This window comes from Pacificimonas sp. ICDLI1SI03, from assembly GCF_054740865.1.
This window is the reverse complement of the sequence record NZ_JBSQAU010000001.1, coordinates 1,800,509-1,826,116: the sequence shown is the minus strand read 5'-3', so window position 1 is coordinate 1,826,116 and position 25,608 is coordinate 1,800,509. Positions and strand designations below refer to the sequence as shown.

The 25,608-nt window shown below is 61.6% G+C and carries 28 protein-coding genes; 16 read left to right on the top strand and 12 right to left on the bottom strand.

Going from position 1 to position 25,608, the window contains the following annotated elements; genetic code table 11:
- Nucleotide 1: 1 nt before the first annotated feature.
- Genes ACSMXM_RS08910 through ACSMXM_RS08900 form a run of 3 tightly spaced genes read right to left on the bottom strand, consistent with a single transcriptional unit; the run spans nt 2 to nt 2,734 of the window.
- Nucleotides 2-427 (bottom strand): HPr kinase/phosphorylase, encoded by a 426-nt coding sequence (locus ACSMXM_RS08910; protein WP_460315600.1) that lies wholly within the window; start codon nt 425-427, stop codon nt 2-4.
- Nucleotides 424-1,980 (bottom strand): ATP-binding protein, encoded by a 1,557-nt coding sequence (locus tag ACSMXM_RS08905; RefSeq protein ID WP_460316386.1) that lies wholly within the window; start codon nt 1,978-1,980, stop codon nt 424-426. Before ACSMXM_RS08905 ends, ACSMXM_RS08910 begins: the two co-directional genes overlap by 4 nt.
- 4 nt (nt 1,981-1,984) lie before the next feature.
- Complete coding sequence (locus ACSMXM_RS08900; protein ID WP_460315599.1) at nt 1,985-2,734, bottom strand: response regulator transcription factor; 750 nt, start codon at nt 2,732-2,734, stop codon at nt 1,985-1,987.
- 125 nt (nt 2,735-2,859) lie between these two features.
- On the opposite strand from ACSMXM_RS08900, the gene ACSMXM_RS08895 reads away from it, so the two are divergent.
- From ACSMXM_RS08895 to ACSMXM_RS08875, 5 genes are all read left to right on the top strand, one after another.
- Complete coding sequence (locus tag ACSMXM_RS08895) at nt 2,860-3,495, top strand: response regulator (RefSeq protein WP_460315598.1); 636 nt, start codon at nt 2,860-2,862, stop codon at nt 3,493-3,495.
- 166 nt (nt 3,496-3,661) lie between these two features.
- Nucleotides 3,662-5,263: a phosphoenolpyruvate carboxykinase gene (locus ACSMXM_RS08890; protein ID WP_460315597.1), complete on the top strand. Its 1,602-nt coding sequence runs from the start codon at nt 3,662-3,664 to the stop codon at nt 5,261-5,263.
- An 89-nt stretch (nt 5,264-5,352) separates the two neighbouring features.
- Nucleotides 5,353-5,895 (top strand): J domain-containing protein, encoded by a 543-nt coding sequence (locus tag ACSMXM_RS08885; protein WP_460315596.1) that lies wholly within the window; start codon nt 5,353-5,355, stop codon nt 5,893-5,895.
- Nucleotides 5,896-5,916: 21 nt separating this feature from the next.
- Nucleotides 5,917-6,213, top strand: a complete 297-nt coding sequence (locus ACSMXM_RS08880) for a (2Fe-2S) ferredoxin domain-containing protein (RefSeq protein ID WP_460315595.1) — start codon at nt 5,917-5,919, stop codon at nt 6,211-6,213.
- 162 nt (nt 6,214-6,375) lie between these two features.
- Nucleotides 6,376-6,573 (top strand): hypothetical protein, encoded by a 198-nt coding sequence (locus ACSMXM_RS08875; RefSeq protein ID WP_460315594.1) that lies wholly within the window; start codon nt 6,376-6,378, stop codon nt 6,571-6,573.
- Nucleotides 6,574-6,649: 76 nt separating this feature from the next.
- On the opposite strand, the gene ACSMXM_RS08870 is transcribed toward ACSMXM_RS08875, so the two are convergent.
- Nucleotides 6,650-8,077: an amidohydrolase gene (locus ACSMXM_RS08870; RefSeq protein WP_460315593.1), complete on the bottom strand. Its 1,428-nt coding sequence runs from the start codon at nt 8,075-8,077 to the stop codon at nt 6,650-6,652.
- An 83-nt stretch (nt 8,078-8,160) separates the two neighbouring features.
- On the opposite strand from ACSMXM_RS08870, the gene ACSMXM_RS08865 reads away from it, so the two are divergent.
- Entirely contained in the window at nt 8,161-9,186 is a 1,026-nt protein-coding gene (locus ACSMXM_RS08865; RefSeq protein ID WP_460315592.1) for a threonine aldolase family protein, read from the top strand.
- Between the two features lie 218 nt (nt 9,187-9,404).
- Here the strand turns inward: ACSMXM_RS08865 and ACSMXM_RS08860 are convergent, their stop codons facing one another.
- A complete protein-coding gene (locus ACSMXM_RS08860) occupies nt 9,405-9,557 on the bottom strand; it encodes a hypothetical protein (protein WP_460315591.1) in 153 nt (50 codons plus the stop codon).
- Here ACSMXM_RS08860 and ACSMXM_RS08855 point away from each other — a divergent pair.
- The 5 genes from ACSMXM_RS08855 to ACSMXM_RS08835 all read left to right on the top strand — a co-directional run bounded on the left by ACSMXM_RS08855 (nt 9,556) and on the right by ACSMXM_RS08835 (nt 14,823).
- Nucleotides 9,556-10,092 carry a hypothetical protein gene (locus tag ACSMXM_RS08855; RefSeq protein WP_460315590.1) on the top strand — a complete coding sequence of 179 codons (537 nt, stop codon included), beginning with the start codon at nt 9,556-9,558 and terminating at the stop codon, nt 10,090-10,092. The genes ACSMXM_RS08860 and ACSMXM_RS08855 overlap by 2 nt on opposite strands.
- 117 nt (nt 10,093-10,209) lie before the next feature.
- Nucleotides 10,210-11,403, top strand: coding sequence for a lycopene beta-cyclase CrtY (gene crtY, locus ACSMXM_RS08850; RefSeq protein ID WP_460315589.1), 1,194 nt, complete (start codon nt 10,210-10,212; stop codon nt 11,401-11,403).
- Between the two features lie 55 nt (nt 11,404-11,458).
- Nucleotides 11,459-13,000 (top strand): phytoene desaturase, encoded by a 1,542-nt coding sequence (locus tag ACSMXM_RS08845; protein WP_460315588.1) that lies wholly within the window; start codon nt 11,459-11,461, stop codon nt 12,998-13,000.
- 93 nt (nt 13,001-13,093) lie between these two features.
- Nucleotides 13,094-14,068 (top strand): phytoene/squalene synthase family protein, encoded by a 975-nt coding sequence (locus ACSMXM_RS08840; RefSeq protein ID WP_460315587.1) that lies wholly within the window; start codon nt 13,094-13,096, stop codon nt 14,066-14,068.
- Nucleotides 14,065-14,823 carry a fatty acid desaturase gene (locus ACSMXM_RS08835; protein ID WP_460315586.1) on the top strand — a complete coding sequence of 253 codons (759 nt, stop codon included), beginning with the start codon at nt 14,065-14,067 and terminating at the stop codon, nt 14,821-14,823. The genes ACSMXM_RS08840 and ACSMXM_RS08835 overlap by 4 nt, the downstream gene beginning before the upstream one ends.
- On the opposite strand, the gene ACSMXM_RS08830 is transcribed toward ACSMXM_RS08835, so the two are convergent.
- Nucleotides 14,769-16,010: a sulfotransferase family protein gene (locus ACSMXM_RS08830; RefSeq protein ID WP_460315585.1), complete on the bottom strand. Its 1,242-nt coding sequence runs from the start codon at nt 16,008-16,010 to the stop codon at nt 14,769-14,771. The genes ACSMXM_RS08835 and ACSMXM_RS08830 overlap by 55 nt on opposite strands.
- A 72-nt stretch (nt 16,011-16,082) precedes the next feature.
- Nucleotides 16,083-16,589: a sterol desaturase family protein gene (locus tag ACSMXM_RS08825; protein WP_460315584.1), complete on the bottom strand. Its 507-nt coding sequence runs from the start codon at nt 16,587-16,589 to the stop codon at nt 16,083-16,085.
- A gap of 123 nt (nt 16,590-16,712) precedes the next feature.
- Here ACSMXM_RS08825 and ACSMXM_RS08820 point away from each other — a divergent pair, with 123 nt between their 5' ends.
- Complete coding sequence (locus ACSMXM_RS08820; protein WP_460315583.1) at nt 16,713-17,153, top strand: hypothetical protein; 441 nt, start codon at nt 16,713-16,715, stop codon at nt 17,151-17,153.
- A gap of 31 nt (nt 17,154-17,184) precedes the next feature.
- Here ACSMXM_RS08820 and ACSMXM_RS08815 read toward each other — a convergent pair whose 3' ends face one another.
- The 4 genes from ACSMXM_RS08815 to ACSMXM_RS08800 all read right to left on the bottom strand — a co-directional run bounded on the left by ACSMXM_RS08815 (nt 17,185) and on the right by ACSMXM_RS08800 (nt 20,714).
- Nucleotides 17,185-18,300: an acyl-CoA dehydrogenase family protein gene (locus ACSMXM_RS08815; protein ID WP_460315582.1), complete on the bottom strand. Its 1,116-nt coding sequence runs from the start codon at nt 18,298-18,300 to the stop codon at nt 17,185-17,187.
- 135 nt (nt 18,301-18,435) lie between these two features.
- Complete coding sequence (locus tag ACSMXM_RS08810) at nt 18,436-19,236, bottom strand: LytR/AlgR family response regulator transcription factor (protein WP_460315581.1); 801 nt, start codon at nt 19,234-19,236, stop codon at nt 18,436-18,438.
- A complete protein-coding gene (locus ACSMXM_RS08805; protein WP_460315580.1) occupies nt 19,233-20,336 on the bottom strand; it encodes a sensor histidine kinase in 1,104 nt (367 codons plus the stop codon). The genes ACSMXM_RS08810 and ACSMXM_RS08805 overlap by 4 nt, the downstream gene beginning before the upstream one ends.
- Nucleotides 20,337-20,396: 60 nt before the next feature.
- A complete protein-coding gene (locus tag ACSMXM_RS08800) occupies nt 20,397-20,714 on the bottom strand; it encodes a 2Fe-2S iron-sulfur cluster-binding protein (protein WP_460315579.1) in 318 nt (105 codons plus the stop codon).
- Between the two features lie 58 nt (nt 20,715-20,772).
- Between ACSMXM_RS08800 and ACSMXM_RS08795 the strand changes: the two genes are divergently transcribed.
- Complete coding sequence (locus ACSMXM_RS08795) at nt 20,773-21,414, top strand: DNA-3-methyladenine glycosylase family protein (RefSeq protein WP_460315578.1); 642 nt, start codon at nt 20,773-20,775, stop codon at nt 21,412-21,414.
- 49 nt (nt 21,415-21,463) lie between these two features.
- Here ACSMXM_RS08795 and mtgA read toward each other — a convergent pair whose 3' ends face one another.
- Nucleotides 21,464-22,174 carry a monofunctional biosynthetic peptidoglycan transglycosylase gene (gene mtgA / locus ACSMXM_RS08790; RefSeq protein WP_460315577.1) on the bottom strand — a complete coding sequence of 237 codons (711 nt, stop codon included), beginning with the start codon at nt 22,172-22,174 and terminating at the stop codon, nt 21,464-21,466.
- A gap of 393 nt (nt 22,175-22,567) precedes the next feature.
- On the opposite strand from mtgA, the gene rpsL reads away from it, so the two are divergent.
- Genes rpsL through fusA form a run of 3 tightly spaced genes read left to right on the top strand, consistent with a single transcriptional unit; the run spans nt 22,568 to nt 25,554 of the window.
- On the top strand, nt 22,568-22,939 hold the full coding sequence (gene rpsL, locus ACSMXM_RS08785; protein WP_460315576.1) for a 30S ribosomal protein S12: 372 nt from the start codon (nt 22,568-22,570) through the stop codon (nt 22,937-22,939).
- Nucleotides 22,940-22,953: 14 nt separating this feature from the next.
- A complete protein-coding gene (gene rpsG, locus ACSMXM_RS08780) occupies nt 22,954-23,424 on the top strand; it encodes a 30S ribosomal protein S7 (protein ID WP_460315575.1) in 471 nt (156 codons plus the stop codon).
- A gap of 36 nt (nt 23,425-23,460) precedes the next feature.
- Nucleotides 23,461-25,554 (top strand): elongation factor G, encoded by a 2,094-nt coding sequence (gene fusA / locus ACSMXM_RS08775; RefSeq protein WP_460315574.1) that lies wholly within the window; start codon nt 23,461-23,463, stop codon nt 25,552-25,554.
- Nucleotides 25,555-25,608: the final 54 nt, after the last annotated feature.

Below are 25,608 nucleotides of genomic sequence, written 5' to 3'. Positions count from 1 at the left end.
GTCAGGCTACAGGACAGACGCCCTTCTCGATAGTGAGTGCGACCTTTAATGCGGCGGATGGCGCACGCGCATCGAGGCGCCATGTGGGCAGGGCGATGCCGAGGAATGTGCAGGATCGCGCGGCGGGCAGGCGCTCCACCGGAACGGCGAGTTCGAAATGATGCGTGAGGCGAACCGGCTCCATCACGGCATCCAGGTGAAGAATGCCAATGCCACGCACCTCTATCATCCCGGCGAAGCCAGCAACAAAGGTGCCGTAGAGCTGGCCGTCCAGCGCGGAAAGCTCAACCTGATCGTCGGCAACCAGCATCGCGCCACGGTCGATCAATTGCAGGGCGAGGTCCGACTTGCCGCTGCCGCTCGGCCCCGTCAGCAATATGCCTGCGGACCCCAAGCGTACGCAGCTGGCATGGCAGCGATCGTTCATGCTGCGGCCGGGAATTTGGCTATGAAGCGGGCGCCGCCATTCTTGCGCGTCTCGACGTTCAGCTTGCCGTCATGCGCCTCTACGATCGAGCGGCAGATCGCCAGTCCCAGACCGCTGTGCTGGCCAAAATCCTCTCCCTCCGGCCGCTCGGAATAGAAACGCTGGAAAATCTTTTCCTCAGCATCGGGGCGAATACCGGGGCCGCGATCCTCGACACGCATGACCACGGAATGACGCCCCCGCGCGGCGCTGACCTGAACAAGGCCACCGTCCGGCGAAAAGCTGATGGCATTGTCGATCAGATTGCGCACGATCTGTGCCAGCCGCGAGGGGTCGCCCATGACGCGGACCGTGCCGGCGGCAGGGCGCGCGAGGGCCAATTCGATTCCGCGCGGCAGTCCCCGCTCCTCGTAAAGGCCGACGATCCCCTCCAGCATATTGCCGAGATCGACGGGTTCGAAGCGGGTCCGGCTAAGTTCGGCATCCAGCCGCGATGCGTTGGAAATATCGCTGATCAGCCGGTCGATCCTGTCGACATCCGCCGTGACGATGGCGAGGAGTTGCTGGCGTAGTTGGGGATCCTCGACCCGGCCCATCCCCTCGACCGCGCTGCGCAGCGATGCGAGCGGGTTCTTGATTTCATGTGCGACATCGGCGGCGAACGCTTCGGTCGCGTCGATGCGCATGCGCAGGGCGGTTGTCATATCGCTGAGGCTGCGGGCGAGTTCGCCGATCTCGTCGCGGCGCAGCTGGAACCGGGGCACTGTGACATCGCGCGCGCGGCCAAGCCGCACCCGCTGTGCCGCGATCGCCAGTCGACGCAAGGGGCGGACAATAGTGCGCGCAAGAAAGCTGGACAGAAGGAGGGAGAGGCCCAGCACGCCCAGAAAGACGAGGAACAATGTCGCCCGCTCCGAGCGGACGTCCGTCGTTACATCCCGCGCATTCTGGGTCAGCAACATGACGCGCCCGTCGTCGAGCGGTGCAGCGGCAAAAGTGACGGGCGTGCGGTCCGGGGCCAGGCGCACCCGATCCGCGACGCGACCAGTGCGACGCGCCTCTTCGATCTCAGGAAAGGTTGACGCCCGATCGGGAAGCGCAACATCGAGGCGGGGGACGCGCCGCGCGCCAACCAGGGCATCGATCATCCGGTCGAGAAAACGGGCGGCATTCTTTCGCCATGGTTCGGTAGCGGGATCGATCAGCGTATAGGTGGGACCGATGATGTCCCAATTGTCCATCAGCTTCGTGCCGTCGGGACCATAAATGCGAACGCGTGCACCCGTGGTGCGGCCGACCGCTGCCGCCTGACGCAATGTGGCCGCATCGTCGTCCTCGGCAACGCCCTCGCCCAGACTGCTTGCGATCAGGGCCGCGCCGCCGCGCAGCGCCTCTACCCGCTGGTCGATCTGGCGCACGCGAAAACTGTCCAGATAAAGAACGCCGCCCGCCAGCATCAGAACGGCGAACAAATTGACCGCGAGTATCCGCGTCGTCAGCGACCAGCGTCGCGACCAGCGAAGCTGCGAATCGTCGCCCGGCTCCGAAGGCAGCGGCTCAGCCGTCGCTCGTTCCTTCGGCGTCCTTGCCAGCCGCCGTTCCGCTCTGATTGAAACGGTAGCCAACGCCGTACAGGGTTTCGATGGAATCGAATTCATCGTCGACAGCGCGGAACTTCTTGCGCAGCCGCTTTATATGACTGTCGATGGTCCTGTCGTCCACATAGACGTCGTCCTGATAGGCGGCATTCATCAGCTGATCGCGCGATTTTACGAAGCCGGGACGTTCGGCGAGCGTTTCCAGGATCAGGAATTCGCTGACCGTCAGGGAAACATCCTTGCCGTCCCACAGGACACGATGGCGGCCGGTATCCATGCTGAGGCGTCCGCGTTCGATGACGCGCTCCTTTTCCTCCTCCGCGTCACCCTCCGGCTGGGAGCGATAGGCGGCGCGGCGCAGGACCGCGCGGATGCGTTCGATCAGGAGGCGCTGTGAAAAGGGTTTGCCGACATAATCGTCCGCCCCCATCCTCAGGCCCAGCGCCTCGTCGATCTCGGTATCCTTCGATGTGAGAAAGATGACCGGAATGGCGCTTTTCTCGCGCAGTTTCTGCAACAGCTCGATGCCGTCCATGCGGGGCATCTTTACATCCAGAACCGCAAGGTCCGGCGGATTGTCGACAAGCGCCTTCAGCGCCGCGACACTGTCGGAATATACACGCACCGTGAACCCTTCGCCCTGCAGGGCAATGGACACGGAGGTAAGAATGTTGCGGTCGTCATCGACCAGCGCAATGGTGGCGGACATGTCCACTGCCTTAGCGCCGCCAAGGGGGAAGGTCACGACCCTGATATGCGCAGCAAGGCCAACCGACTGTGCGAGAGCGGAGATCGTGAGTGCGTTATTAATACATGCGGGTTAGGGGTGCCGGAATGAGTACGAACGAAGATCATTTGCGCCACCAGCTGGGAAATGCCGAGGCGAGGGTGAAGGGGCTGGAACGCCTGCTGGAAAAGGCGGCCGAACAGATTCGCCGGATCGCTGTTCCCCTGCCGCCCGAGGGAAGCCGCCGCGCCGCGTTGAAATTCGTCGAGCGGATCGAGAGTCTGAAGGAGGGCGCCGCCCGCGATCAGGGCAGCGGCCATGCACCGGCCGAGGATGCGCTGGAAGGCCTGCGTATTCTGGTTGTGGAGGACGAGGTCTATCCCGGCATGTCGATCCAGGTCATCCTGCTGGATGCGGGGGCGGAGCAGGTGCGTCTGTCGAACGGCCTTGCCGGCGCGCGTGCCGTCATAGACAGCGATTTCGAGCCACATGCTGTGGTTCTGGATCTGGATGTCGCGGGCAAGGATGCGCGTCCCATCGCCCGCCATTTGATGGAGGTCGGTACGCCGTTCGTGTTCCATACCGGCTTCGCCGATCCAGATTCACTTGCCGATCAATTTCCGAATCAGCGCGTCTTGAAAAAACCCGCGCCTGCCGATGTGCTGGTGTCAGCTTTGCTGCAGGCCATGGAAGAGGCGGAGGGGCAGAGGCGAGGCCGCCACGGTACGCCTAACGGCCAGTAATAAAGCCGTATCATCGCGCAGCGATAAACTTACGTAATTCCGTCCGCGTGGCTTTTGACCGATAAGATCTTTTTCGTGTAGAGCAGTCCCCCTGCTCATAAAAAGCGGACGCGCGGCCAGTTCGCTTGCGTCTGCCTATTCTCTTGACGACAAGGAGACAGCCCAGATGGCTGCGGAACAAATACCGACGTTCGACCTCGGCAAGCAAGGCATTCAAACGAAAGCCGAGCTGCACTGGAACCTTACCACCGCGCCCCTGGTCGAAGCGTCGGTCGCTCGCAGCGAGGGGCAATTGTCGAAACACGGCGCGCTGGTGGTCGAAACCGGCGACCGCACCGGCCGCTCCGCGAAGGACAAGTTTACCGTCAAGGATTCCGAAACCGACGGCAATGTCTGGTTCAACGACGGCAACAAGCCCATGGACCCTGTGCACTTCGCAGCCCTGAAGGAGGACTTCCTGAAGGCGCTGGCGGAGAAGGACACATTGTTTGTCCAAGATCTTTATGGCGGTTCGCAGCCCGAACATCGCGTTCACGTGCGGGTGATCAACGAACTGGCCTGGCACAATCTGTTTATCCGCACGCTGCTGTGCCGTCCGGAACGGGAGGAACTGGCGGGTTTCGAGCCGGAATTTACCATTATCGACCTGCCGACCTTCGTCGCCGATCCGGAACGCCACGGCACGCGCACGAATGTCGTCGTCGCGGTGAATTTCACCGAGAAGCTGATCCTGATCGGCGGTACGAAATATGCTGGCGAGATGAAGAAGTCGGTTTTCGGCCTGCTGAACTACCGCCTGCCGATCGATGGCATCATGCCGATGCACTGCAGCGCGAATGTTGGCCCCGATGGCAAGTCGGCCGTGTTCTTCGGTCTGTCAGGGACCGGCAAGACGACGCTGTCCGCCGATGCCTCTCGCACGCTGATCGGCGATGACGAGCATGGCTGGTCGGACACGGCGGTCTTCAATTTCGAAGGCGGCTGTTATGCCAAGATGATCAATCTGGACGAAGAGGCGGAGCCGGAAATCTACGCCACGACGCGGAAGTTCGGCACCGTCCTTGAAAACGTCGTCATGGACCCGGAAACGCGTGAACTGGATTTCGACGATAACAGCCTGGCCGAGAATACGCGCGGCGCCTATCCGATCGATTTCATCCCGAATTCGTCTGACAAGAATCTGGGGCCGCCGCCGTCGAACGTCATCATGCTGACGGCAGATGCCTTTGGCGTCTTGCCGCCGATCGCGAAACTGACGCCCGACCAGGCAATGTATCATTTCCTGTCGGGATATACGGCAAAGGTCGCGGGAACGGAGATTGGCGTTACGGAGCCGCAGGCTACATTCTCAACCTGTTTCGGCGCTCCGTTCATGCCGCGCCATCCCTCCGTTTACGGCAACCTATTGAAGAAGCGCATTGCCGAGGGCGGCGTCGATTGCTGGCTGGTCAATACCGGCTGGACGGGCGGGCCGCATGGCGTTGGCCATCGCATGCCGATCAAGGCGACCCGGGCACTGCTGAACGCGGCGCTGGACGGCAGCCTGAAGAATGTCGAATTCCGTACCGATCCCAATTTCGGATTTCAGGTGCCGGTCGAGGTTCCCGGCGTCGACACGGCGATTCTGGACCCGCGCTCTACCTGGGAAGATAAGGACGCCTATGACGCGAAGGCGCGCGATCTGGTCGGCCTGTTCATAAAGAACTTCTCTCAGTTCGAGGAGCATGTGGACGAGGGCGTTCGCCAGGCGGCGCCCCAGGCGGCCTGAACCGGCTCACGCCCCGATGTCAGGATCATGCCGGAAAACTTCAGGGTCTACCCGTGGTTTTCCGGCAAAGCAGGCACTAGGTTAGGTCTATGCCACCATCGAGAACGACGAAAAGCTGGGGCCTGCCCCGTTGGGGTGAATATGAGGCCAAGGGGTTCGATGCCGCCACTGTGCGCATCTGCGACCGCCATGGGTGCGAGGAAAAGGGCTATTGCCCGGCGCCCAAATCGCCCAATTCCAAGGAGCGCTGGTATTTCTGCCAGAAGCACGCGGGCGAGTATAATAAGGGCTATAATTACTTCGAGGGCCTGACCAAGGAACAGGCGCAGGATCGGGCGAACCACGAAAATGCCGGCGCCAAGCATGCGCGTTCCCGTCATTATGAATGGGCCGGATCGGGTGATGGCAGCCGCACCCGCGGCGAGCTGGACGCGCTGGAATTGTTCGAGCTGGAACCCGATGCGAAGTTTGAAGAGATCAAGCTGGCCTATCGCAAATGGGCAAAGCAGCATCATCCCGACCGCAAGCCCGGTGATGCCGAAGCGGCGCGCAAGTTCCAGGCCGGGCAGGCCGCCTATGATATTTTGAAAACCGCCGAGGAAATGCGGGAGTGGAAAGGTGCCGGAGCGTGATGCCGCGCCGGTGAGCCTGGCGTGACGAGAACGGTCCGGTCCAACTGGTCGCGCGCGCTGCTGATCTGTTCGAAATGTTCGCGCAAGATGGGCGGCGGCTTTGGCACCGACGGCAAGCAGAGACTGATGAAGGCGTTGCGGGCGCACCTGGGAACCTGCAAGGGCCGCAAGAGCCGCATGGGGGTCGTCGAGGTGAAATGCCTGGGCGTCTGCCCGAAAAATGCGGTGGTTGTTATCAATGGCTGCGACAGCAAGCTGTGGCATATCGTTCCCAAGGGGACGGCGGTCGAGGACCTTGTCGAAGATCTTGGCCTATAGGCCTCCCGCCGTTCCTGCTTGTGGCTGTTACCTGAAAAACACACCTAGCGCGGTAATCCCCATTCTCCTTGATTAACAGGTGTTTGCAGGTGGCAACCTGAACGGCGTTTATGCATTGTTTTACTGGCAGGCGTTCTTGCGACGCCCAACAGGAGACAGGCTATGACGCCAACGACAATCAATCCCGCGCAGCGTGGTTATGGCATCACCTACCACCTGCATGCGACCAACTATTGCCCCGGCTGCGGGCATGCGCACTGGTATATTGGCCGCGCGACCGCGGAATGCGCGTTCTGCAACACGGTGTTGCCCCTGGGTGCCACCGAAAGTCGCGATCGGAACTACGTACTCGCGTCTTAAGACCGTAAGGCGAGCCACGCCGCCGTCCAGCCCGGAGGCTGGCGGCGGCGGGGGCAAATCGCCGCCTGCCGATGCCTCAGTTGCGGTAATCGAGGGGCGGATCGCGGTCGCCCAGCAGCGCACGATATTCATATCCCTCCGGCTTGCGGCGCAGGAATTCCGCCTTTGCCTCCGCAACAAGATCGGGCCGCTCGAAAAGATCGATGGCGGTCAGTGCCAGGACTTGGGCCGCGTTCTGCATGCCCTTCCAGCCGATGGACATGCCGCCCGCAGCCACGGCCTGCCAACTGTGTGCCGAGGTGCCCGGCACCCATGTCGCCGTGCGGAAACCGGCCGTCGGCACCGCCCATGATACATCGCCCACATCGGTCGAACCTGCGCCGTGACTTTCCGACATCGGCAGGATCTTCGCAGCTTCGGACATATCGACGTCTGACTTGCCGAGGGTCGGAATAATCTCTTCAGCGAACGCCGTTTCCGCAGCATCGTAATCGACGCCGCCGACCTGGGTCATGTTCTCATGTACCAGCGACTGCAGGGTCTCGTTGGGCAGCAGCGGCATCGCCCCGTGAATGACCTCATATTCCATGGCCGTTCCCGTACCGGTGGCCGCGCCCTCCGCAACCTTTGCGAGCCGCTCAAAGGTCGAACGGACGACTTCGGCGTCGGGGTTGCGGACATAATAGAAAACTTCGGCGAAATCCGGCACGACGTTCGGCGCGCGCCCGCCATTGGTGATGACATAGTGCATGCGGCTGTCCTGCGGCATGTGTTCGCGCATCATGTTCGCCATCACGTTCATCGCTTCGACGCCGTCCAGCGCCGAACGGCCATATTCGGGCGCCGATGCCGCGTGGGCCGATTTGCCATGAAAGCGAAACTTCGCCGATTTATTGCTGTTCGAGGTGGCGATATCGGCGCTGTTTTCAGCGCTGGGATGCCAATGGAGCGCGACGTCGACATCATCGAACAGTCCCTCCCTCACCATATAGACCTTGCCGGCGCCGCCCTCTTCGGCGGGCGTGCCGTAGAAGCGGACGGTGCCTTTCGTCGCGGTGCTGTCCAGCCAGTCCTTGACGGCAATGGCGGCGGAGGCGGACGCTGTGCCGAACAAATGATGGCCGCAGGCATGGCCAGCGTCGGTATCGGCAATGCCCGCCTTTTGCGGAACGGCATCCTGACTGAACCCCGGTAGCGCGTCGAATTCGCCCATGATGCCGATCACGGGGCCGTCGCCATTGGTGTAGGTTGCCGTGAATGCCGTCGGCGCGCCTGCCAGCCCGGCGGTGACGGCAAATCCCGCATCCCGCAGATGTTGTTGCAGCAGGGCGGACGATTGGTTTTCCTGATATCCGACCTCGGCAAAGGACCAGATCTTGTCGGCAATGGCGATATTGGTGTCGCGGTCAGCAGCAATGCGGTCCAGCGCCACCTGCTCGTCGGCGGCATATGCTGGCGCTGCGATCAAAGCACCGGCCAGAAGAAGCGATTTGACGATGTTCAAGAAGACCTCCCGTTTACCACGGATGGACAATGCCAAAGGCCTTCGCCTACGTCACCCGGAACTTGAGCGAGAGAAGGAGTCCCATGCGCTTTTTGTCAGACAATGCCGCCCGTGCCTGCCCGGAAGTGCTGCAGGCAGTCATTGACGCGAACGACATCACGCAAGGATCCTACGACGGCGATCCGCTGTCGGCGCGGCTGGATGGCGTATTTGGCGAGTTTTTCGGCACCGAGTGCCGCGTATTTCCCGTATCGACCGGCACGGCCGCCAATGCGCTGGCGCTGGCCGCGATGCTGCCGCCCTATGGTGCGGTGATCTGTCATGAGGAAGCGCATATCCATGTCGATGAGGCTGGCGCACCGGAATTTTACACGGCCGGAGCGAAGCTGCTGCTGGCCGAAGGCGAGGGGGCCAAGTTGACGCCGCAGAGCATCGCATCGGTGATGGCACCCATGCGCGGCGACGTGCATCAGGTTCAGGCGCGTGCGCTGTCGATCACGCAGGCGACGGAATATGGGCTGGTCTATGCGCCTGACGAGGTCGCCGCATTGGGCGACGAGGCACGACGGCGCGGTTGGAAAATGCACATGGACGGCGCGCGCTTTGCCAATGCGCTGATCACGCTGGATTGCCACCCGGGCGACATCACCTGGCGCGCAGGCGTCGATGCGCTCAGCTTTGGTTGTATCAAGAATGGCGGCCTGTCGGCAGAGGCGCTGGTGATCTTCGACAAGTCGCTGGCGGAAAGCATTCCATCGCGGCGCAAGCGGGCCGGCCAGATGCCGTCAAAGGGCCGCTTTGCCGCCGCGCAACTGCTGGCAATGCTGGAATCCGGCGCATGGAGCCGAAATGCCCGCGCCGCCAATCAGGCCGCCACGCGGCTGGCACAGGCGGCGGGCGGACGCCTGATGTATCCCGTCGAAGCCAATGAATTGTTCGTGCGGGTCGGCGTGGAGGGTGCGGCGCGCCTGCGCGAACAGGGCTTTGAATTTTATGACTGGGGCGATGCGGGTTCCGGTGAAGCGCGGCTGGTGGTCGCATGGGATAGTCAGGATGAGGATATCGACAAGCTGGCGCAGGCGATTTCCGATCTGAGTGGCAAGGAATAGGTGTTGATCGCACTGTCGAAAGGCAGCGTCTCCATGCGCCAAAACGCCTGAAACCGTCGGATATTCTTACATAATTTTTTGTTAAGTAAGGCCGTAAACCACCCATGGATTTGTTAATCGGCATTCCGGCCATTTTGGCACGATGATTGCTACCTCCTTATGCAACACGAACATAACGAGCCGACGGCTTGGCATAGGAGATACAAAATGCGCGCTTTTCACCAGTCGATGATCGCCATCGCCGCAATCACGGTTTCTACCCAGGCATCTGCGACGGTCGTCGACAATTTTAACGACGGATCGACCTCTGCCTGGACGGCGCGGTCGGGCACGATCACCGAAGTTGGTGGGGCGTTTTCTGGATCGAACATGTCAGTTGCAACCCTGAACGGTGCTTCGGCCACGAAGATTGGCGTCGATGCCAAATCCAGCGGCGGTGCAATTCAGTATGTGGCGCTGGTAATGAACTATGAAAGCCTGACCAACAATCTGTTTGTCAAAATGCAGGATAACAACGGTAACGGAATGTTTGATCGCGTTTTTATGTACCATGGGAATAACTATTCATATAACGCTGTGCAGGGGTATAACTACTTCGATCTTTCATTCGAAATAGAAGAAAGCTTCTTTGAGCTGACGGATAATCTTGACGGCACGATTTCCGTATTCATCGAAGAAACGGGACAGACGGTCACGCGATCCCTGGTTTCGCCGTTCAGCGGGACGGGCATCGGCCTTGGCTTTTATGGCGGTGCGACCGTTGATAATTTCTACACGAACGGTGGGCTGGCACTTGAACCCGTGGCCGCGGTCCCCGCGCCCGCTGCGCTGGGCCTGTTCGGGCTGGGCCTGTTCGGGCTGGGTCTGTTGGGTCTGGGAGCGCGCGTGCGTCGCCGTCCCGCCTAATTTTCAACGCGCCTAAGTCTATGTGCCAGGCCGGGGGGCGCGGCGGACCGCCACGCCCACCGGCCATTGGCGGTTAATATCTCGACGCCGGGGGCAACAGGTCCTACGTCCTGCCGGGTGCGAGACTTCGACATCATATTGGCGGGCGGTGGCCTGGCTGCAGGCCTGATCGCCATGCGGCTGGCCGATGTGCGGCCCGGTATCTCGGTTGCGATCATAGAGGGCGGCGAACGCATCGGGGGTGACCACATCTGGTCCCGTTTCGACAGCGATTTGCGTGGTCCGCAGCTGAAATGGACGCAAGAGCTTTACGCACATCGCTGGCAGGACGGCTACGATGTCCGTTTCCCGGAATATTCCCGGACCCTGTCGACGCCCTATGCCAGCGTCCGGTCGGAGCGGCTGGACGCGGCAGTACGGGCACGCTTGCCTGCGGAGGCCATCATTACAGGGCGGCGCATCGATGCCGTTACACCGACGCTTGTGCGGATGGACGGCGGCGACGTTCTGCAGGCGGGGGCCGTGATCGACTGCCGGGGGCAGCGTTCCTCGCCGCATTTGAAACTCGCCTGGCAGAAATTCGTAGGGCTGGAGCTGGAGACGGCGAGGCCGCACGGGATTACCCGGCCCGTGATCATGGACGCCCGTGTCGATCAGCTGGACGGCTATCGCTTTGTCTACGTGCTGCCCTTCAGCGAGACGGGGCTGCTGGTCGAGGATACCTATTATTCGGATGGTCCTGACCTGTCCGAACAGCAGGTGCTGGCCCGCGTGCGCGATTATGTCGCCGGCATGGGCCTGGGCGATGTGACCGAAGGGCGAACCGAAAGCGGCGTCCTGCCGATCGCGCTGGACGGCGATATCGAGGCCTATTGGGCCGAGGATGACGTGCCGAAGGCGGGCATGGCCGCCGCCCTGTTCAACCCGATCACCGGATATAGTTTCGCCGATGCGGTCGCCACGGCGGACATGGTGAAGTCGCTGTCCCGCGTCGATGCGGCGCCGCTTTATCGTTCGCTAAGGGACCATAGTATCTCGACATGGAAGGAGCGCGGATTTTACCGCCTGCTGAATCGAATGATGTTCGAGGCGGCGACACCGCAAGGCCGTTATCGCACGCTGCAGCATTTCTATCGCATGGACGAAGACCTGGTAGAGCGATTCTACGCTGCGCAGTCCACGGCGGCGGACAAGGCGCGGATCCTTTCCGGCAAGCCGCCGGTTTCCCTTCCTAAGGCGGTAGGTGTTCTGTCTCGGTCGATTCCGAAAATATCCTGGCGACCGCGCTGGCGTGCCCGCGAGGAAGAATAGAGTAATTCCGTGGCCGCCCCGGCGTTTCGGGGGCTTAAGATGAAAGAGCCGTTCGATGTCGAAAGTCGCAATTATCGGTGCCGGGTTCGGGGGGCTGGCGCTGGCCATACGCCTGCAGTCGGCGGGTCATCAGGTGACGCTGATCGAACGGCGCGACAAGCCCGGCGGACGGGCCTATGCTTGGGAAAAGGAAGGCTACACGTTTGACGCCGGCCCCACGGTCGTGACCGATCCGGCCTGCCTGGCAGAGCTGTTCAGCCTGACCGACCGAAATATCGCGGACTATGTCGACATGGTGCCGGTTCAGCCATTCTATCGCCTGTATTGGGAGGATGGCCGCACATTCGATTACACCAATGACGACGAAAAGCTGTTCGCCCAACTGGCCGAGCGTGGCGCCGGGGAAGTAGCCGGATATCGCGAATTCATGGCCTATGCCGAGAATGTCTATCGCGAAGGCTATCAAAAGCTGGGTCATGAGGCGTTTCTGGATTTCCGCTCCATGATTTCCGCGGCGCCCGCGCTGATGAAATATGAGGCGTATCGAAGCGTCTATGCCATTGTGTCCCGCTATATAAAGGACGAGCAGCTAAGGCAGGCGTTCAGTTTTCACACCCTGCTGGTTGGCGGCAACCCCTTCAAGACTTCAGCGATCTATGCGCTGATCCACGCGCTGGAAAAACGCGACGGCGTGTGGTTTCCGAAGGGCGGCACGCATGCGCTCGTCCGGGGCCTTGAAAAGCTGTTCACCGATCTGGGCGGCGAGACAATCCTGAGCACGGCGGTTGCCGAACTGGAGACGGAAGGGGATCGCATCTCTGCCGTCGTGACCGACGATGGCACCCGCCGCCGTTTCGATGCGGTGGCGTCGAACGGCGACATCGTCCACACCTATGATGCCTTGCTGCGCGGGCATCCGCGCGGAAAGCAGGCGGCGACGGCGCTGAAGCGCAAGAGCTTTTCACCCAGCCTGTTCGTGCTCTATTTCGGGGTGAAGCGGGAATATGCAGACGTCCCCCATCACAATATCCTGTTCGGCAATCGCTATAAGGAGCTGCTGTCCGAAATTTACGGGCGCAGCGAATTGCCGGACGATTTCAGCCTGTACCTGCACCACCCTACGGCGACCGATCCCAGCCTGTCACCGCCGGGACGCTCCACCTTCTACGTGCTTGCGCCGGTGCCGCACATGGGCAGGTACAAGGGCGACTGGGATGCGGTCGCCGAAACCTATGGGGACCGGCTGCTCGCCTATCTGGAGGAGCATCTGTTGCCCGGCCTGCGGGAAAATATCGAGGTACGGCATCATTTCACGCCGAAGGATTTCTCCTCCGAACTGAACGCGCATCTGGGGTCCGCCTTCAGCCTGGAGCCGGTGCTGTGGCAGTCGGCCTATTTCCGGGTTCATAATCGCGACGATGTGGTGAGGAACCTGTATTTCGCCGGGGCGGGCACGCATCCGGGGGCGGGAATTCCGGGCGTCGTCGGATCGGCGAAGGCGACGGCCAAACTGATGCTGAAGGATCTCGACCGGCAGGAACAACTGGGCCGGTACACGCGCAGGCAGGCACCGCCCCGGCAGCATCCGGCGCCCTAGTCGCGCGATTTCTGCTGCTGCCTTCGTTCGTGCCGTTCGTGAAGGTGTCATGGCGCTTTTCCCGGAGGGGCTCTGCCCCTATGGCGGTCGGCGATGACGTCTGATGAAAATCTCGATAAATGGGCGGCCGCATCGATTGCGAAGGGATCGAAGAGTTTCGCTCTCGCCTCTCGCCTGTTCGATCGCGACACAAAGCGGCGCGTGCGCCTGCTATATGCCTGGTGCCGCCACTGCGACGATGTCGTCGACGGACAGGAGGGCGGGCGCGGGTCGGTGACTGCCGATAATGACGTGCTGCAGCGCCTCGCCACACTGCGCGAGCGGACGCGCGCCGGACTTGCCGATCCCGATTCGGAGAGCGGCGCATTCGCGGCAATTGGACGGGTCGCGGCAGAGACGGGCCTGCCCCACGAACTGCCGATGCGGCATCTGGATGGCTTTGCCATGGATGCCCATGAGCGGCGCTATCGCTCGCTCGCCGATACGCTCGATTATTGTGAGCATGTCGCGGGCGTGGTCGGCCGCATGATGGCCGTGGTCATGGGCGTTTCGCCTGAGCGGGAGGACGTTTTGACGCGCGCGGCAGATCTTGGTCTCGCCTTTCAGCTGACGAATATTTCGCGCGACGTGCTGGAAGATGCCGCCAATGACCGTTGTTATCTGCCAGATGAGATGCTGGCAGCGCGCGGCGTGACGCCTGGCGACCATGCTCGTCCCCAACATCGCGGCGCGCTGGTCGATGTGGTCAGCGAGCTGCTGGACCTTGCCGATCATTATTATGCCAGCGCGCGGGTGGGGGCGACGCACCTGCCGCCACGAGCGGCGTGGGCCGTTCTGACGGCGGAAAAGGTCTATCGCGCGATCGGGGAGAAGGTCCGCGCCGCCGGCGCCGCAGCCTGGGACGAACGGCAGCACACGTCGAAATGGGAAAAGGCGGGCATGTTGCTGGCGGCACGCGGAGAGGCGCAGGCGCCGCCGCAGCCGCTGGAGAAGCGGCCGGGATTGTGGACATGGGGCGACTCTGCCGTTTGGTATCCGCCGGAAAGACCTGTAAACAGCGGCGCATGAGCGCCACGCGGCAGTCTTTGATCGGCCTCGGCATTGCGGGTCTTTTTGTCCTGTCATGGCTGGGCGTGCATTTCGGCGCGATCTTCACGATTTCGCTGGGATGGCAAACGCTGGGCCTGACGCTGGCGCTGATCGTGCTGCAAAGTTGGCTGTCGACGGCCCTGTTCATCAGCGCCCATGACGCCATGCACGGATCGCTGGCGCCGCGCTGGCCCCGACTGCAGCGGGCGGTGGGTCGCCTGACGCTGATGATCTATGCGGGTATCGATTATCGTGCATTCGAACCCAAGCATTTCGATCATCACAAGCATGTCGGGACTGGGCGCGACCCCGATTTTCATGTGGAAAATCCCCGGCAGTTTGTGCCGTGGGTGGTTGCATTTTTCAGCCGTTACTACACCCATGCGCAGATCGGCCGCATCACCCTCGTCGCCATCATCTACATGTTGGCGGGGGCAGAGCTGGCCAACATCGTCGTGTTCTGGGCGGTGCCCGCCTTGCTGGCGCTGCTGCAGCTTTTCTATTTCGGCACCTATCTGCCGCATCGGCATGGCGAGGATGCCTTCGCAGATCGGCATAGGGCGCGCTCCACGCGATTTCCGGAATTGCTGTCGCTGCTGACCTGCTTCCATTTCGGCGGCTATCATCACGAGCATCATCTTTACCCGTCGGAGCCGTGGTGGCGGCTGCCGGCGCGGCGTCAGCGGGAAAGGTCGAAATCCTCCGCATATGAGCCGAGGCGCTCATCGACCTGAGCCGACTGAATGCCAAATTCTGCCAGACTGTAGCGGTGGGGGGTGGCAAGATGTCGGGTCTGGGCGCGGGCCATATACGCACGCATGTTCTCCAGGCCGCTCGTCCGCCCCGGACCGGCGGTGGGATCGAGACCCAGCCAGTCATAGATACGGCCAATCTCCCGCGTCCAATCGTCGTTCATGTCCTCGAAGCGCACGTCGATGGCGGGAACTTGCGGATGGGCGCGGCGAAATGCCTGCATCGATTCCACCCGCCATGCGGTCTTGTGCAGCCATTCGGCGCCGCACCATTCGGGGGTCACGCTATCCGATTGCAACTGCATATAGTTCCACGCCAGAGACGCCGCCGACGCCACGATCTGCCGCGGGGCTCGGTGGATGAATATCAGGCGGGCATCGGGAAAGACCTGCAGCAGCTCCGGCAGATCCTGCATATATTGCGGCGTTTTCAAAACCCATGGCTTTGCCGGATCATCGCCGCGCCGCTCGCCCGTCAACTGCATCCAGCGCTTCAGCCAGCGATAGGCGCCCCGCTGCGGCGTCCGTTCCATCCAGCGCGCCCAGGACGGGATCGGTCGCTGCGCCTCTATCTGGGCGCCGGAAAGGGCAAGTTCGAGGATACCGAGTTCCTCGTCGCTGTCGCGCGGATCGCCGGGGTGAATCGTGCGGATCGCCGGGTTCAGCCGGTCCGATGCCCATTGCAGGCTGCGCGTGGCAAGAATGCGATGCCGGTCGCTGCGGTCGGGCGCGGGATTCATCGCCTCGAACAGGCGGGTCGACACGAACCGCGGATCAGCGGCAAGCAGGCGTTGCAGCCGCGTCGTCCCACTGCGCATTGAGCCGACAATGATGATCGGCGCTGCCACCGGGCGACGCTTGATTCGCGGGTCGGCGGCCAGCATCGCTTCGCACCGCAACCGCTGGACAAGGGCGCGCCGAATGCCGCCATAGGACAGCGTCCGGCCAAGCGCGGTCAGCCCGGCCTCCTTGTGCAGAGCCTCGGTCAGACGCTCTAGCCGCGCTGCCAAACCCGGCTCGTTGAACTCCGTCAGACCGGAGACGCGCTGCGCATCCTCCATCAGCGCCTTGGCGGTCAGGACCGGCGGTGGCGCGAAGCCCTGTCGCCACAGCGTCGAAAGCGCGCGATTCGCGAATCGGACGGTGGGGCGGGGGACAATATCGGTCATCTGCCGCCCCCCTATCGACATTCTGCTCCGCTATCGAGCGACGGTCCGGCGGTGCGCCAGTGGAGTCTGACTTTAATTTCGAACGCTATTCCTGGGCGCGCGTAGCTGGGCCTGGTTGTGTGCAAGCTGCGCCTTCAGGTCGCGGACCGGCGGCGCGTAAAGAAAACCGAAGCTGACCGTGCCATGCTTGGAACTGGCGGCATGGTGTATCTTGTGGGCCTGAACGATGCGCTTCATCCAGCGGGATTTCGGTACGTAGCGATTTGGCAGGCGTTGATGCACCATCAGATCGTGAAAGACGAAATAGATCAGCCCGTACAGCGCGATGCCCAGGCCGATCCAGGCGAGGCCTGGCCAGAAGCCCAGCTGCGTCCCCATGGCGATGAGCGCGATGGAGGGCAGGGCGAAGATGACGCCGAACCAGTCGTTCTTCTCAAACGTGCCGGTGCGCGGCTCATGGTGCGATTTATGCAGGCTCCAGAGGAAGCCGTGCATGACCCAGCGGTGCATGACATAGGCGAACGCCTCCATGAAGAGGACGGTTGCGAGTGCGAGAAGGAGGCCGGTGGCGACGGACATGCTGCCATGCGATATAGTGCACCTGATCCGCCAATGCACCTGCGACGTAGCGACGTCTCAGCAAAGGTTCATCTGCACCCGGATATCGTGCGTTCGAATCGTAGGACAGGAGTCTGGATACCCATGCGCTTTGCCGCCGCTCTTTCCCTTGCCGCGCTGGCACTGACATCGGCGTGTCGGCCCCATCCCGCAGACATCGAATTGCTGCTGGGCGCGCGCGGTCTGAATCAGGAGCAGGCGTCCTGCGTCGGATCAGGCCTGGCCCAGTTGACCGATGATGATTGGGCAGTGCTGTCGGAAATGGCGAAAGAGACCGCCATGACGCGGAACGACCTGGAAACCATGACCCTGGCCGATGTGCAGGACAAGCTGGCAATGCTGGGCGACGGCCAATTGGTGACGACGCTGGCGCGCACGGGGCTTGGCTGCATGCTGATGCACGGCGGTGAGGAGTGGGCCGGGGTGATTGCCCCTCGCAGTCAGGCGCCGACGGAGGACTATCCCGAGGATGAATTTCCGGAAGATGAACCCTTCGACCTGCCGCCCGAAACATTCGAGATGTAGAGTTCGGTACGAGACGGCGTCTGAAAGGCGGTCATGCCGCCATGGTCAGACGTTCGTATCGGCGTAGATAATGGTCGGTGGGGCCGAACTGGTTTTCGATCATCGTGGCCCGCTTGAAATAATGGCCGACGGCATATTCGTCTGAAATACCGTTGCCACCGTGCAGTTGCACGGCCTCCTGCCCGCAGAAGATCAGGCCCTTACCCACCTTTGCCTTTGCCATTGCCACGGCGGCGGTGTCGGGCAGTTTCAGCGTCGCCATCAGGGTCATGGAATGCGACTGTTCAACCTCCAGCAGCATGTCCACCATGCGGAACTGCAGTACCTGGAACTTTGAAATGGGCACGCCGAACTGCTTGCGTTCTTTCGTATAGTCCATCGTCAGCTTGTGCAGCTGGCGCATGACGCCGACCCCCTCCGCGCACAGGGCGGCAATGGCCTCGTCGACGATCTTTCGTATGACGGGGCTGGCGGCGCCCTCCTGACCAAGGAGAGCGTCTTCGCCAATGGCAAGATTTTCGAATGTGATCTCGGAGGCGGTTCCGCCATCCACGAGGGGATAGTCGGTGCGGCTGACGCCGTTCGCATCGGCGGGGACGACGAACAGGCTGATGCCATCTGCATCGGCTTTTTCGCCAGAGGTGCGCGCGCTGACGATCAGATGCGTGGCACAGGGCGCGTCGCGCACGACCGCCTTGTGTCCCGACAGGGTGTAACCGCCGCCCGTGCGGGTGGCGCTGACCTCGACATAATCCAGATTATAGCGGCCCTTCGGCTCGGCCCAGGCGAAGGCGAAACGCACATCGCCGGCGATGATCCCCTCGATCAGGTCGCCGCGGCCCGCCTCTCGGGCGAAGCCGCCGCCCAGTATGACGGTCGACAAATAGGGCTCGACGACGAGGGATTTGCCGATCTCCTCCATGATGATCATGTTTTCGACCGGACCGCCGCCCAGGCCGCCCATCTCCTCAGAAAAGGGCGCACCCAGAATGCCCAGTTCCTCGGCAAAGGCTTTCCATATGTCGGGCGACCAGCCTGCCTGTGACCGGCTGATCTTCTGCCGCGTCTCGAAATCATAGCGGTCGGCGAGGAATCGCTGCAGCGTGTCGCGGACCATTGTCTGCGTTTCGGAATAGTCGAAGTTCATCTGGCGACGTCCCTTGAGTCCCTGATTTCCAGACAGGCGGGATAGGGATTTCGCCTTGCGGCGTCTCCCTTGCCATTCAGTTAGGGGGCGCCGCCCGCTTGTGCGGAAAACGGTGCCGGGCGCACCCGTGCCGGATCAGAGGAAGCGCGCGATGACTTCCCTGTAGGAACGGCTGACCTTTACCTGTGCGCCGGAACCCAAGGTCAGGAAGCTTTCGCCATTCGTGTGCGGCTTCACCTCCTTCACCTGATCCAGATTGACGATGGTTGAGCGATGGACGCGCTGGAACATCTTCGGGTCCAGACGCCTTTCCAGGTCCTTCATCGTTTCACGCAGGATCAGCGTGTTATCGCCGGTGTAGATGCACATATAATCGCCAGCCGCATCGATGCGTTCGATGCTGCCGACCTCCACGCGGAATATCTGACCCCGGTCCTTTATGTTGATCAGCTTTTCATAGCGGCCGGGATCCGTGGCGGCGCCGCCCCCTTCGGCATGGGCCTCCGCCGCCTCCGGAGCGACTTCGTTCAACAGCTCCTTCAACTGGCGACGCTCCACCTCGGCATTGCGCTCGGTCAGGCGCTGGCGCACACGAGACAGCGTGTCCGACAGGCGGTCTTCGTCGACCGGTTTCATCAGATAATCGACGGCATGAGCCTCGAAGGCCTTCAGCGCGAACTCATTATAGGCGGTCACCATGACGAACAGCGGCGGGTCTATGTCCTGCAGTGCGTTGATGACGCTGAATCCATCGAAGCCGGGCATCTGTATGTCCAGAAAGACGAGATCGGGCTTGTGCGTCTTGATGGCACGAATCGCCTCTCGTCCATTTGCGCAGGTGGTGACGATCGCAATGTCCTCATGAGGCGCCAGGCGCATCTCCAGGCCCTTCGTGGCGAGAGGCTCGTCATCGACGAGAATTGTGGAAATGGTCATGCGCTTGGCTCCTCCAGCTTCCCTGTATTTGTATCATACGGGATATCGAGCCGCGCTACCACGCCACCCTCCGGGCGATCCGCCAACATGAAGCTCGCTTTGTCGCCATAGCTCTCGGCAAGACGGTCGCGAATGTTCTTCAGCCCGACGCCGGTGCCATCCACGAAAATGGGGCGGGCGGCGTTGAGGCCCGGGCCGGTGTCGGCGACGTCGATGAAGACTCGGTCCTGCCCCACGCGCCGCGCGCTGACCATGATCGAGGCGCCTTCCTCCTGCGGCGTGACGGCGTATTTCACGGCATTTTCCGCCAGCGGCTGCAGGATCATCGATGGAATGCAGACCTTTTCCGCGCCCGGTTCGATGTCGAAGCTGGTCTGCAGGCGATCCTCGAAACGCATTCGTTCAATATCGAAATAGAGCTTCAGGGCGGCGAGTTCCTGTTCGAGCGAGACGCGGGTGCCGGGGTCCTCCGACAGCGAATAGCGCAGGAAGGAGGAAAGCCGTGACAGCATGGAATTGGCCCGCTCGTCCTTCAGAAGGACGAGGGTGGAAATCGAATTCAGCGTGTTGAACAGAAAATGCGGATTCACCTGATAGCGCAGCATGGCGAGGCTGGCCTGTGACGCCTGTGCCTGCGCCTTCAACATGTCCTCCGTCTGCTGCGACAGCATCAGGTAGAAGTTGATGCCGTAATAGAGGCCGGACCATGCGCCAAGGACGCTGAGGTCGAGGAGGATGGCGCCAAAAAACTGCACGCCCTCCGGCCGGAACTCCGGATTGAAGAAGCGGGCATGCGCCCAGACCTCCAGAATCGAAAACACCGACGACGCCACCACGATCACCAGCAGCGTCAGGGTCCAGACGAACACAGGCCGCATGCGAATGATGCGCCGGTACGCAGCCGACATCAGCAGGGTAAGCGAAAAGCCCGTCGCGGTAACAATCAGCGCCGGCAGGATGTAGTTGATGCCCATGGAATTGGCGAGGCCGCCAAAGGCGCGCAGAAAGAAATAGCCGGCCCAGCCGCCGCCCTGCAGCAGCCAGAAGGCGCGATTCTTGTCTGCGAAGAAACCCTTCGTGCGGGTAGTGTCGGGCTTCATGTCGTGACTGGTAGCAGGGCTGGCCTTTTATCGCCAGCGCCTGCGACGCACGGGACTCTTTCAGTCTTCGGGGGCAATCTGCACTTTCAGACCGTCCAGTTCCTCGGTCATGTCGATCTGACAGGACAGGCGCGAATTGGCGCGCTTGTGATCGGATGATTCGAGGAGATCCTCTTCGTCCTCGTTTGGCGGGCCGACCTTTGCCAGCCAATCCTCCGCGACGTGGACGTGGCAGGTGGCGCAGCTGCAGCAGCCGCCACAGAGGGCGAGCAATTCATCAAAGCCTGCGTCGCGGATATTTTCCATGACGCTCAGGCCTGCCTCTGCCTCCACATTGTTTTCCGTTCCGTCGCGCGTGACGACGATCAATTTTGGCATCTTTTACCTCCCGTAAGCTCGGACACTTGATTTGACGGTCGCTCATAGCGAAGCGTGAATGCCTGTCAAAACGGATGCTGCCATGGGACTGAACGAAACTGAGCTCAAGGCCAGCCTCGATGCACTGGCGGCGATCGACGGGAATGTCGCCGCCTGTCTGACGCGCATTGGCTACCCAGAACCACGCGGCAGGGACGCGGGCTATGAGACGCTGTTGCGGACGATCATCGGGCAGCAAGTCAGCGTCAAAGCGGCGGCGGCAATCTGGGCGCGTTTTGCAGACCTGGTGGACGACATACAGTCTCCGGACGCTCTTCTGGCCCTGGAGGAGACGGAACTGCGCGCCGCGGGGCTATCGGGACAGAAGGTGAAATATGTTCGCGATCTGGCCGCCCATGTGGCGTCTGGTGCGCTAGACCTTCATGCGCTGCCAGAGGATGATGAGGAAGCAATCGCAAAGCTGGTTGCGGTAAAGGGTATCGGGCGCTGGTCGGCCGAGGTCTATCTGCTGTTCGCCGAGGGCCGGGCCGACGTTTGGCCGGCGGGCGACCTAGCCATACAGGTGGCGGCGGGCGAGATGGTCGGCCACGAGGGGCGCCCGTCAGAGAAGCAGACCCGCGCACTGGCGGAGGGTTGGCGTCCCCATCGTGGGGCGGCGGCGATCCTGTGCTGGCATCATTATAATACGCGGGTGATGTAGCCGCGCGGCCTTGGGGTGGCGACTGGCGTGGCGACGCTCCCGCCCAGTGCTAGATCCCCAGGCAGCTATCCTGTCCGTCCCGGTCGACGATGGAGATCCGGCGCTCGATGTCTCCGGCATAGCGCGTCGTGTAGGGACCGGGGCGAGAGGCGCTGCGGGTGATGGGGTCCGGCAGAATGGCGGCAAGCCGCGCAGCCTCGGTCCGTGTCAGATCCTTTGCACTTTTCGAGAAATAGTGGCGGCTTGCGGCCTCCGCGCCATAGACGCCGACACCGAATTCGGCGACGTTGAGGTACACCTCCATGATGCGGCGCTTGCCCCACACGACCTCGATCAGGCCGGTGAGATAGGCTTCCAGCCCCTTGCGCACCATGTTCCGTCCCGGCCACAGGAAGGCGTTCTTCGCCGTCTGCTGCGAAATGGTGGAGGCGCCGCGCATTTGGCCGCCGGCCTCGTTCGTTTCCATGGCCTTTTCGATCGCCTCGAAATCGAAACCCCAATGCGCGCAGAACTTGGCATCCTCCGCGCCAATCACGGCGCGGGGCAGGTTCGGGCTGATCTGATCGAAGCCGACCCAATCACGCGTCACGCCGGTGCCATTCGTCCAGTCGCGGATCATGATGCTGGTCGCGGGGACGGGGACAAACCGGTAAACCAGCACCCAGGCGAGGGTAAGCAGCAGCACGGCGAGAAGGAGCTTGCCGAGGAAACGGAATGGCCGAAAGCAGCCCTTGCGGACCCGCCTTTTCCGAGCCCGCACTTTCCTTGCCACCCTAGCCTCGCTTCTACTCGATCAACCCGATAGCGGTGTCACCATTCTTGGCGGACAGTGCAATGGCTAAAATGGGGCAGCCGCCGCATTGGCCCGCAAGGGGACCTGCACGTGTGGCCACCGGGCCGTGCCCCCCGAATCCCGTTGACCGCATCGGCACACTTTCCTATATGCTGGCTCACAACAGCTCGCGGACTGGCTCGTAGGGTAAGCCCCTAAACGCGGTCCGATGGCGAGGCGGAGAGAAATCTCCGTTTACGTTGATACAGTTACAGACAGGTCCGGGTGGAGCCTAATTCGGTCTCATCCGGTCTGTCTTTTTTCGTTCGTGCGCGCGTCGTCGGGCCGGACATCAATTCGAACGCTCGTGAAGGTGAATAGATGCCAACGATCAACCAGCTGGTGAGGAAGGGGCGCGTGCCGCAGAAGGCTCGCAACAAGGTCCCCGCGCTTGAGGCGAATCCGCAGAAGCGCGGCGTCTGTACGCGTGTCTATACGACGACCCCGAAAAAGCCGAACTCGGCGCTTCGTAAGGTTGCGAAGATTCGTCTTACCAACGGGTTCGAAGTCATCGGCTACATCCCCGGCGAGGGCCACAATCTGCAGGAACACTCCGTGGTCCTGATCCGTGGCGGCCGCGTGAAGGATCTTCCCGGTGTGCGTTATCATGTGCTGCGCGGCGTGCTCGACACGCAGGGCGTCGGCGACCGTAAGAAGAGCCGTTCCAAGTACGGCACCAAGAAGCCTAAATAAGGATTATCTGAGCCATGGCCCGTCGTCGCCGTCCCGCAAAACGCGAAATTCTGCCCGATCCCCGCTTCGGAGATACGATTCTCACGAAGTTCATGAACCTCGTCATGTATCAGGGTAAGAAGTCTGTCGCGGAATCCATCGTCTATGGTGCGCTCGATTCGATCGAGGGCAAGATGAAGACCGATCCGCTGCACGTGTTCCACGAGGCGCTGAACAATGTGAAGCCCGCCGTAGAGGTGCGTAGCCGCCGCGTCGGTGGTGCAACCTATCAGGTGCCTGTGGAGGTTCGCCCCGAGCGCGGACAGGCACTGGCCATTCGCTGGCTGATTTCCGCAGCGCGCGGCCGCCCGGAGAACACCATGGCGCAGCGGCTGTCGTCCGAACTGATGGATGCCAGCCAGAACCGTGGCAATGCCGTCAAGAAGCGCGAAGATGCCCACCGCATGGCCGAAGCAAACCGCGCCTTCTCTCACTACCGCTGGTAGTCGTACCCTAGAACTCTCGACCAGGAACTGTCCCCCATGGCCCGCGAACATCCGATCGAAATGTACCGTAACATCGGTATTATGGCGCACATCGACGCCGGTAAGACGACGACGACTGAGCGGATTCTGTATTATACCGGCAAGTCGTACAAGATCGGCGAGGTGCATGATGGCGCCGCGACGATGGACTGGATGGAACAGGAGCAGGAGCGCGGCATCACGATCACGTCCGCTGCGACGACGACCTTCTGGAAAGATCATCGCGTCAACATCATCGACACGCCGGGTCACGTTGATTTCACCATCGAGGTGGAGCGCAGCCTCCGCGTGCTCGACGGTGCGGTTGCCGTGTTCGACGGCGTGGCCGGTGTTGAACCGCAGTCGGAGACCGTGTGGCGCCAGGCGGACAAGTACAAGGTTCCGCGGATGTGCTTCATCAACAAGCTGGACCGTACCGGTGCCAATTTCGAAATGTGCGTCGAGATGATCAAGGATCGTCTTGGTGCGCGTCCGATGGTTCTGGCGCTGCCCGTCGGTATTGAGGCGGACCTGAAGGGTATCGTCGACCTGGTGCAGAACAAGGCGATCATCTGGGAAGACGAAAAGCTGGGCGCCGAGTTCAACATCGTCGACATTCCCGACGATCTGAAGGACGCCGCCGCCGCCGCCCGTTCCGAACTGATCGAAATGGCCGTAGAGCAGGACGACGAGGTCATGGAATCCTATCTCGAAGGCAATGAGCCTGATGTTGCCACGCTGAAGCGCCTCATTCGCAAGGGCACGCTGGCGCAGGATTTCGTTCCCGTGCTGTGCGGTTCTGCGTTCAAGAACAAGGGTGTGCAGCCGTTGCTGGACGCTGTGGTCGATTACATGCCAGCACCGACCGACGTTCCTGCGATCAAGGGCGTGCTTCCCGGCACGCTCGACGATGAAGAGCCGAAGACCGATACGCGTCCGTCCTCCGACGATGCGCCGTTCTCTGCCCTGGCATTCAAGATCATGTCCGATCCGTTCGTCGGCACGCTGACCTTTGCCCGTATCTATTCGGGCAAGCTGGAAGCCTCGTCGCAGGTCCTGAACACGGTGAAGGACAAGAAGGAAAAGATCGGTCGCATGCTGCTGATGCACGCGAACGATCGTGAGGACATCAAGGAAGCCTTTGCCGGCGACATCGTTGCGCTGGTTGGTTTGAAGGACGTTACGACGGGCGACACGCTGTGCTCGCCGTCCAAGCCGATCATTCTGGAGCGTATGGAGTTTCCGGATCCGGTCATCTCCGTCGCCGTGGAGCCGAAGACCAAGGCGGACCAGGAAAAGATGGGCATCGCGCTCAATCGCCTGGCGCAGGAGGATCCGTCCTTCCGCGTGCAGTCCGACGAGGAATCCGGTCAGACGATCATTCGTGGCATGGGCGAACTTCACCTCGACATTCTGGTCGACCGCATGAAGCGTGAATTCAAGGTCGAAGCGAATGTCGGCGCGCCTCAGGTCGCCTATCGCGAATCGCTGAAGCGTACCGTCGACATCGATTACACCCATAAGAAACAGTCGGGTGGTTCGGGCCAGTTCGGTCGCGTGAAGATGACCGTTTCGCCTGGCGAGCGTGGTTCCGGTGTGACCTTCGTCGACAGCGTCAAGGGCGGTAATATTCCGCGTGAATATATCCCCTCCGTCGAAAAGGGCATTCGCGAAGTGGCCGAATCGGGCGCGCTGATCGGGTTCCCGATCATCGACTTTAACGTCGAACTGACGGACGGTGCCTATCATGACGTCGACTCGTCGGCGATGGCGTTCGAAATCACCGGCCGTGGCGCCATGCGCGAAGCCGCCGACAAGGCGGGCATCAAGCTGCTTGAGCCGATGATGGAGGTCGAAGTCGTTACCCCTGAGGATTTCATGGGCGACGTCATCGGCGATCTGAACTCTCGCCGTGGGCAAATTCAGGGTACTGAAGTCCGCGGTGTCGCTCAGGTGGTTGAAGCCATGGTGCCGCTGGCCAATATGTTCGGCTATGTGAACCAGCTGCGTTCGATGACGCAGGGCCGCGCCCAGTATACGATGCAGTTCAGCCACTATGAAGAAGTGCCGCAAAACGTTGCGGACGAAGTCAAGGCGAAGCTCGCAGGCTAACGCCCGGGCTTTGTAAAAACGAGATTAACCTAGGAAGTGAAGAGGGTTATTAGA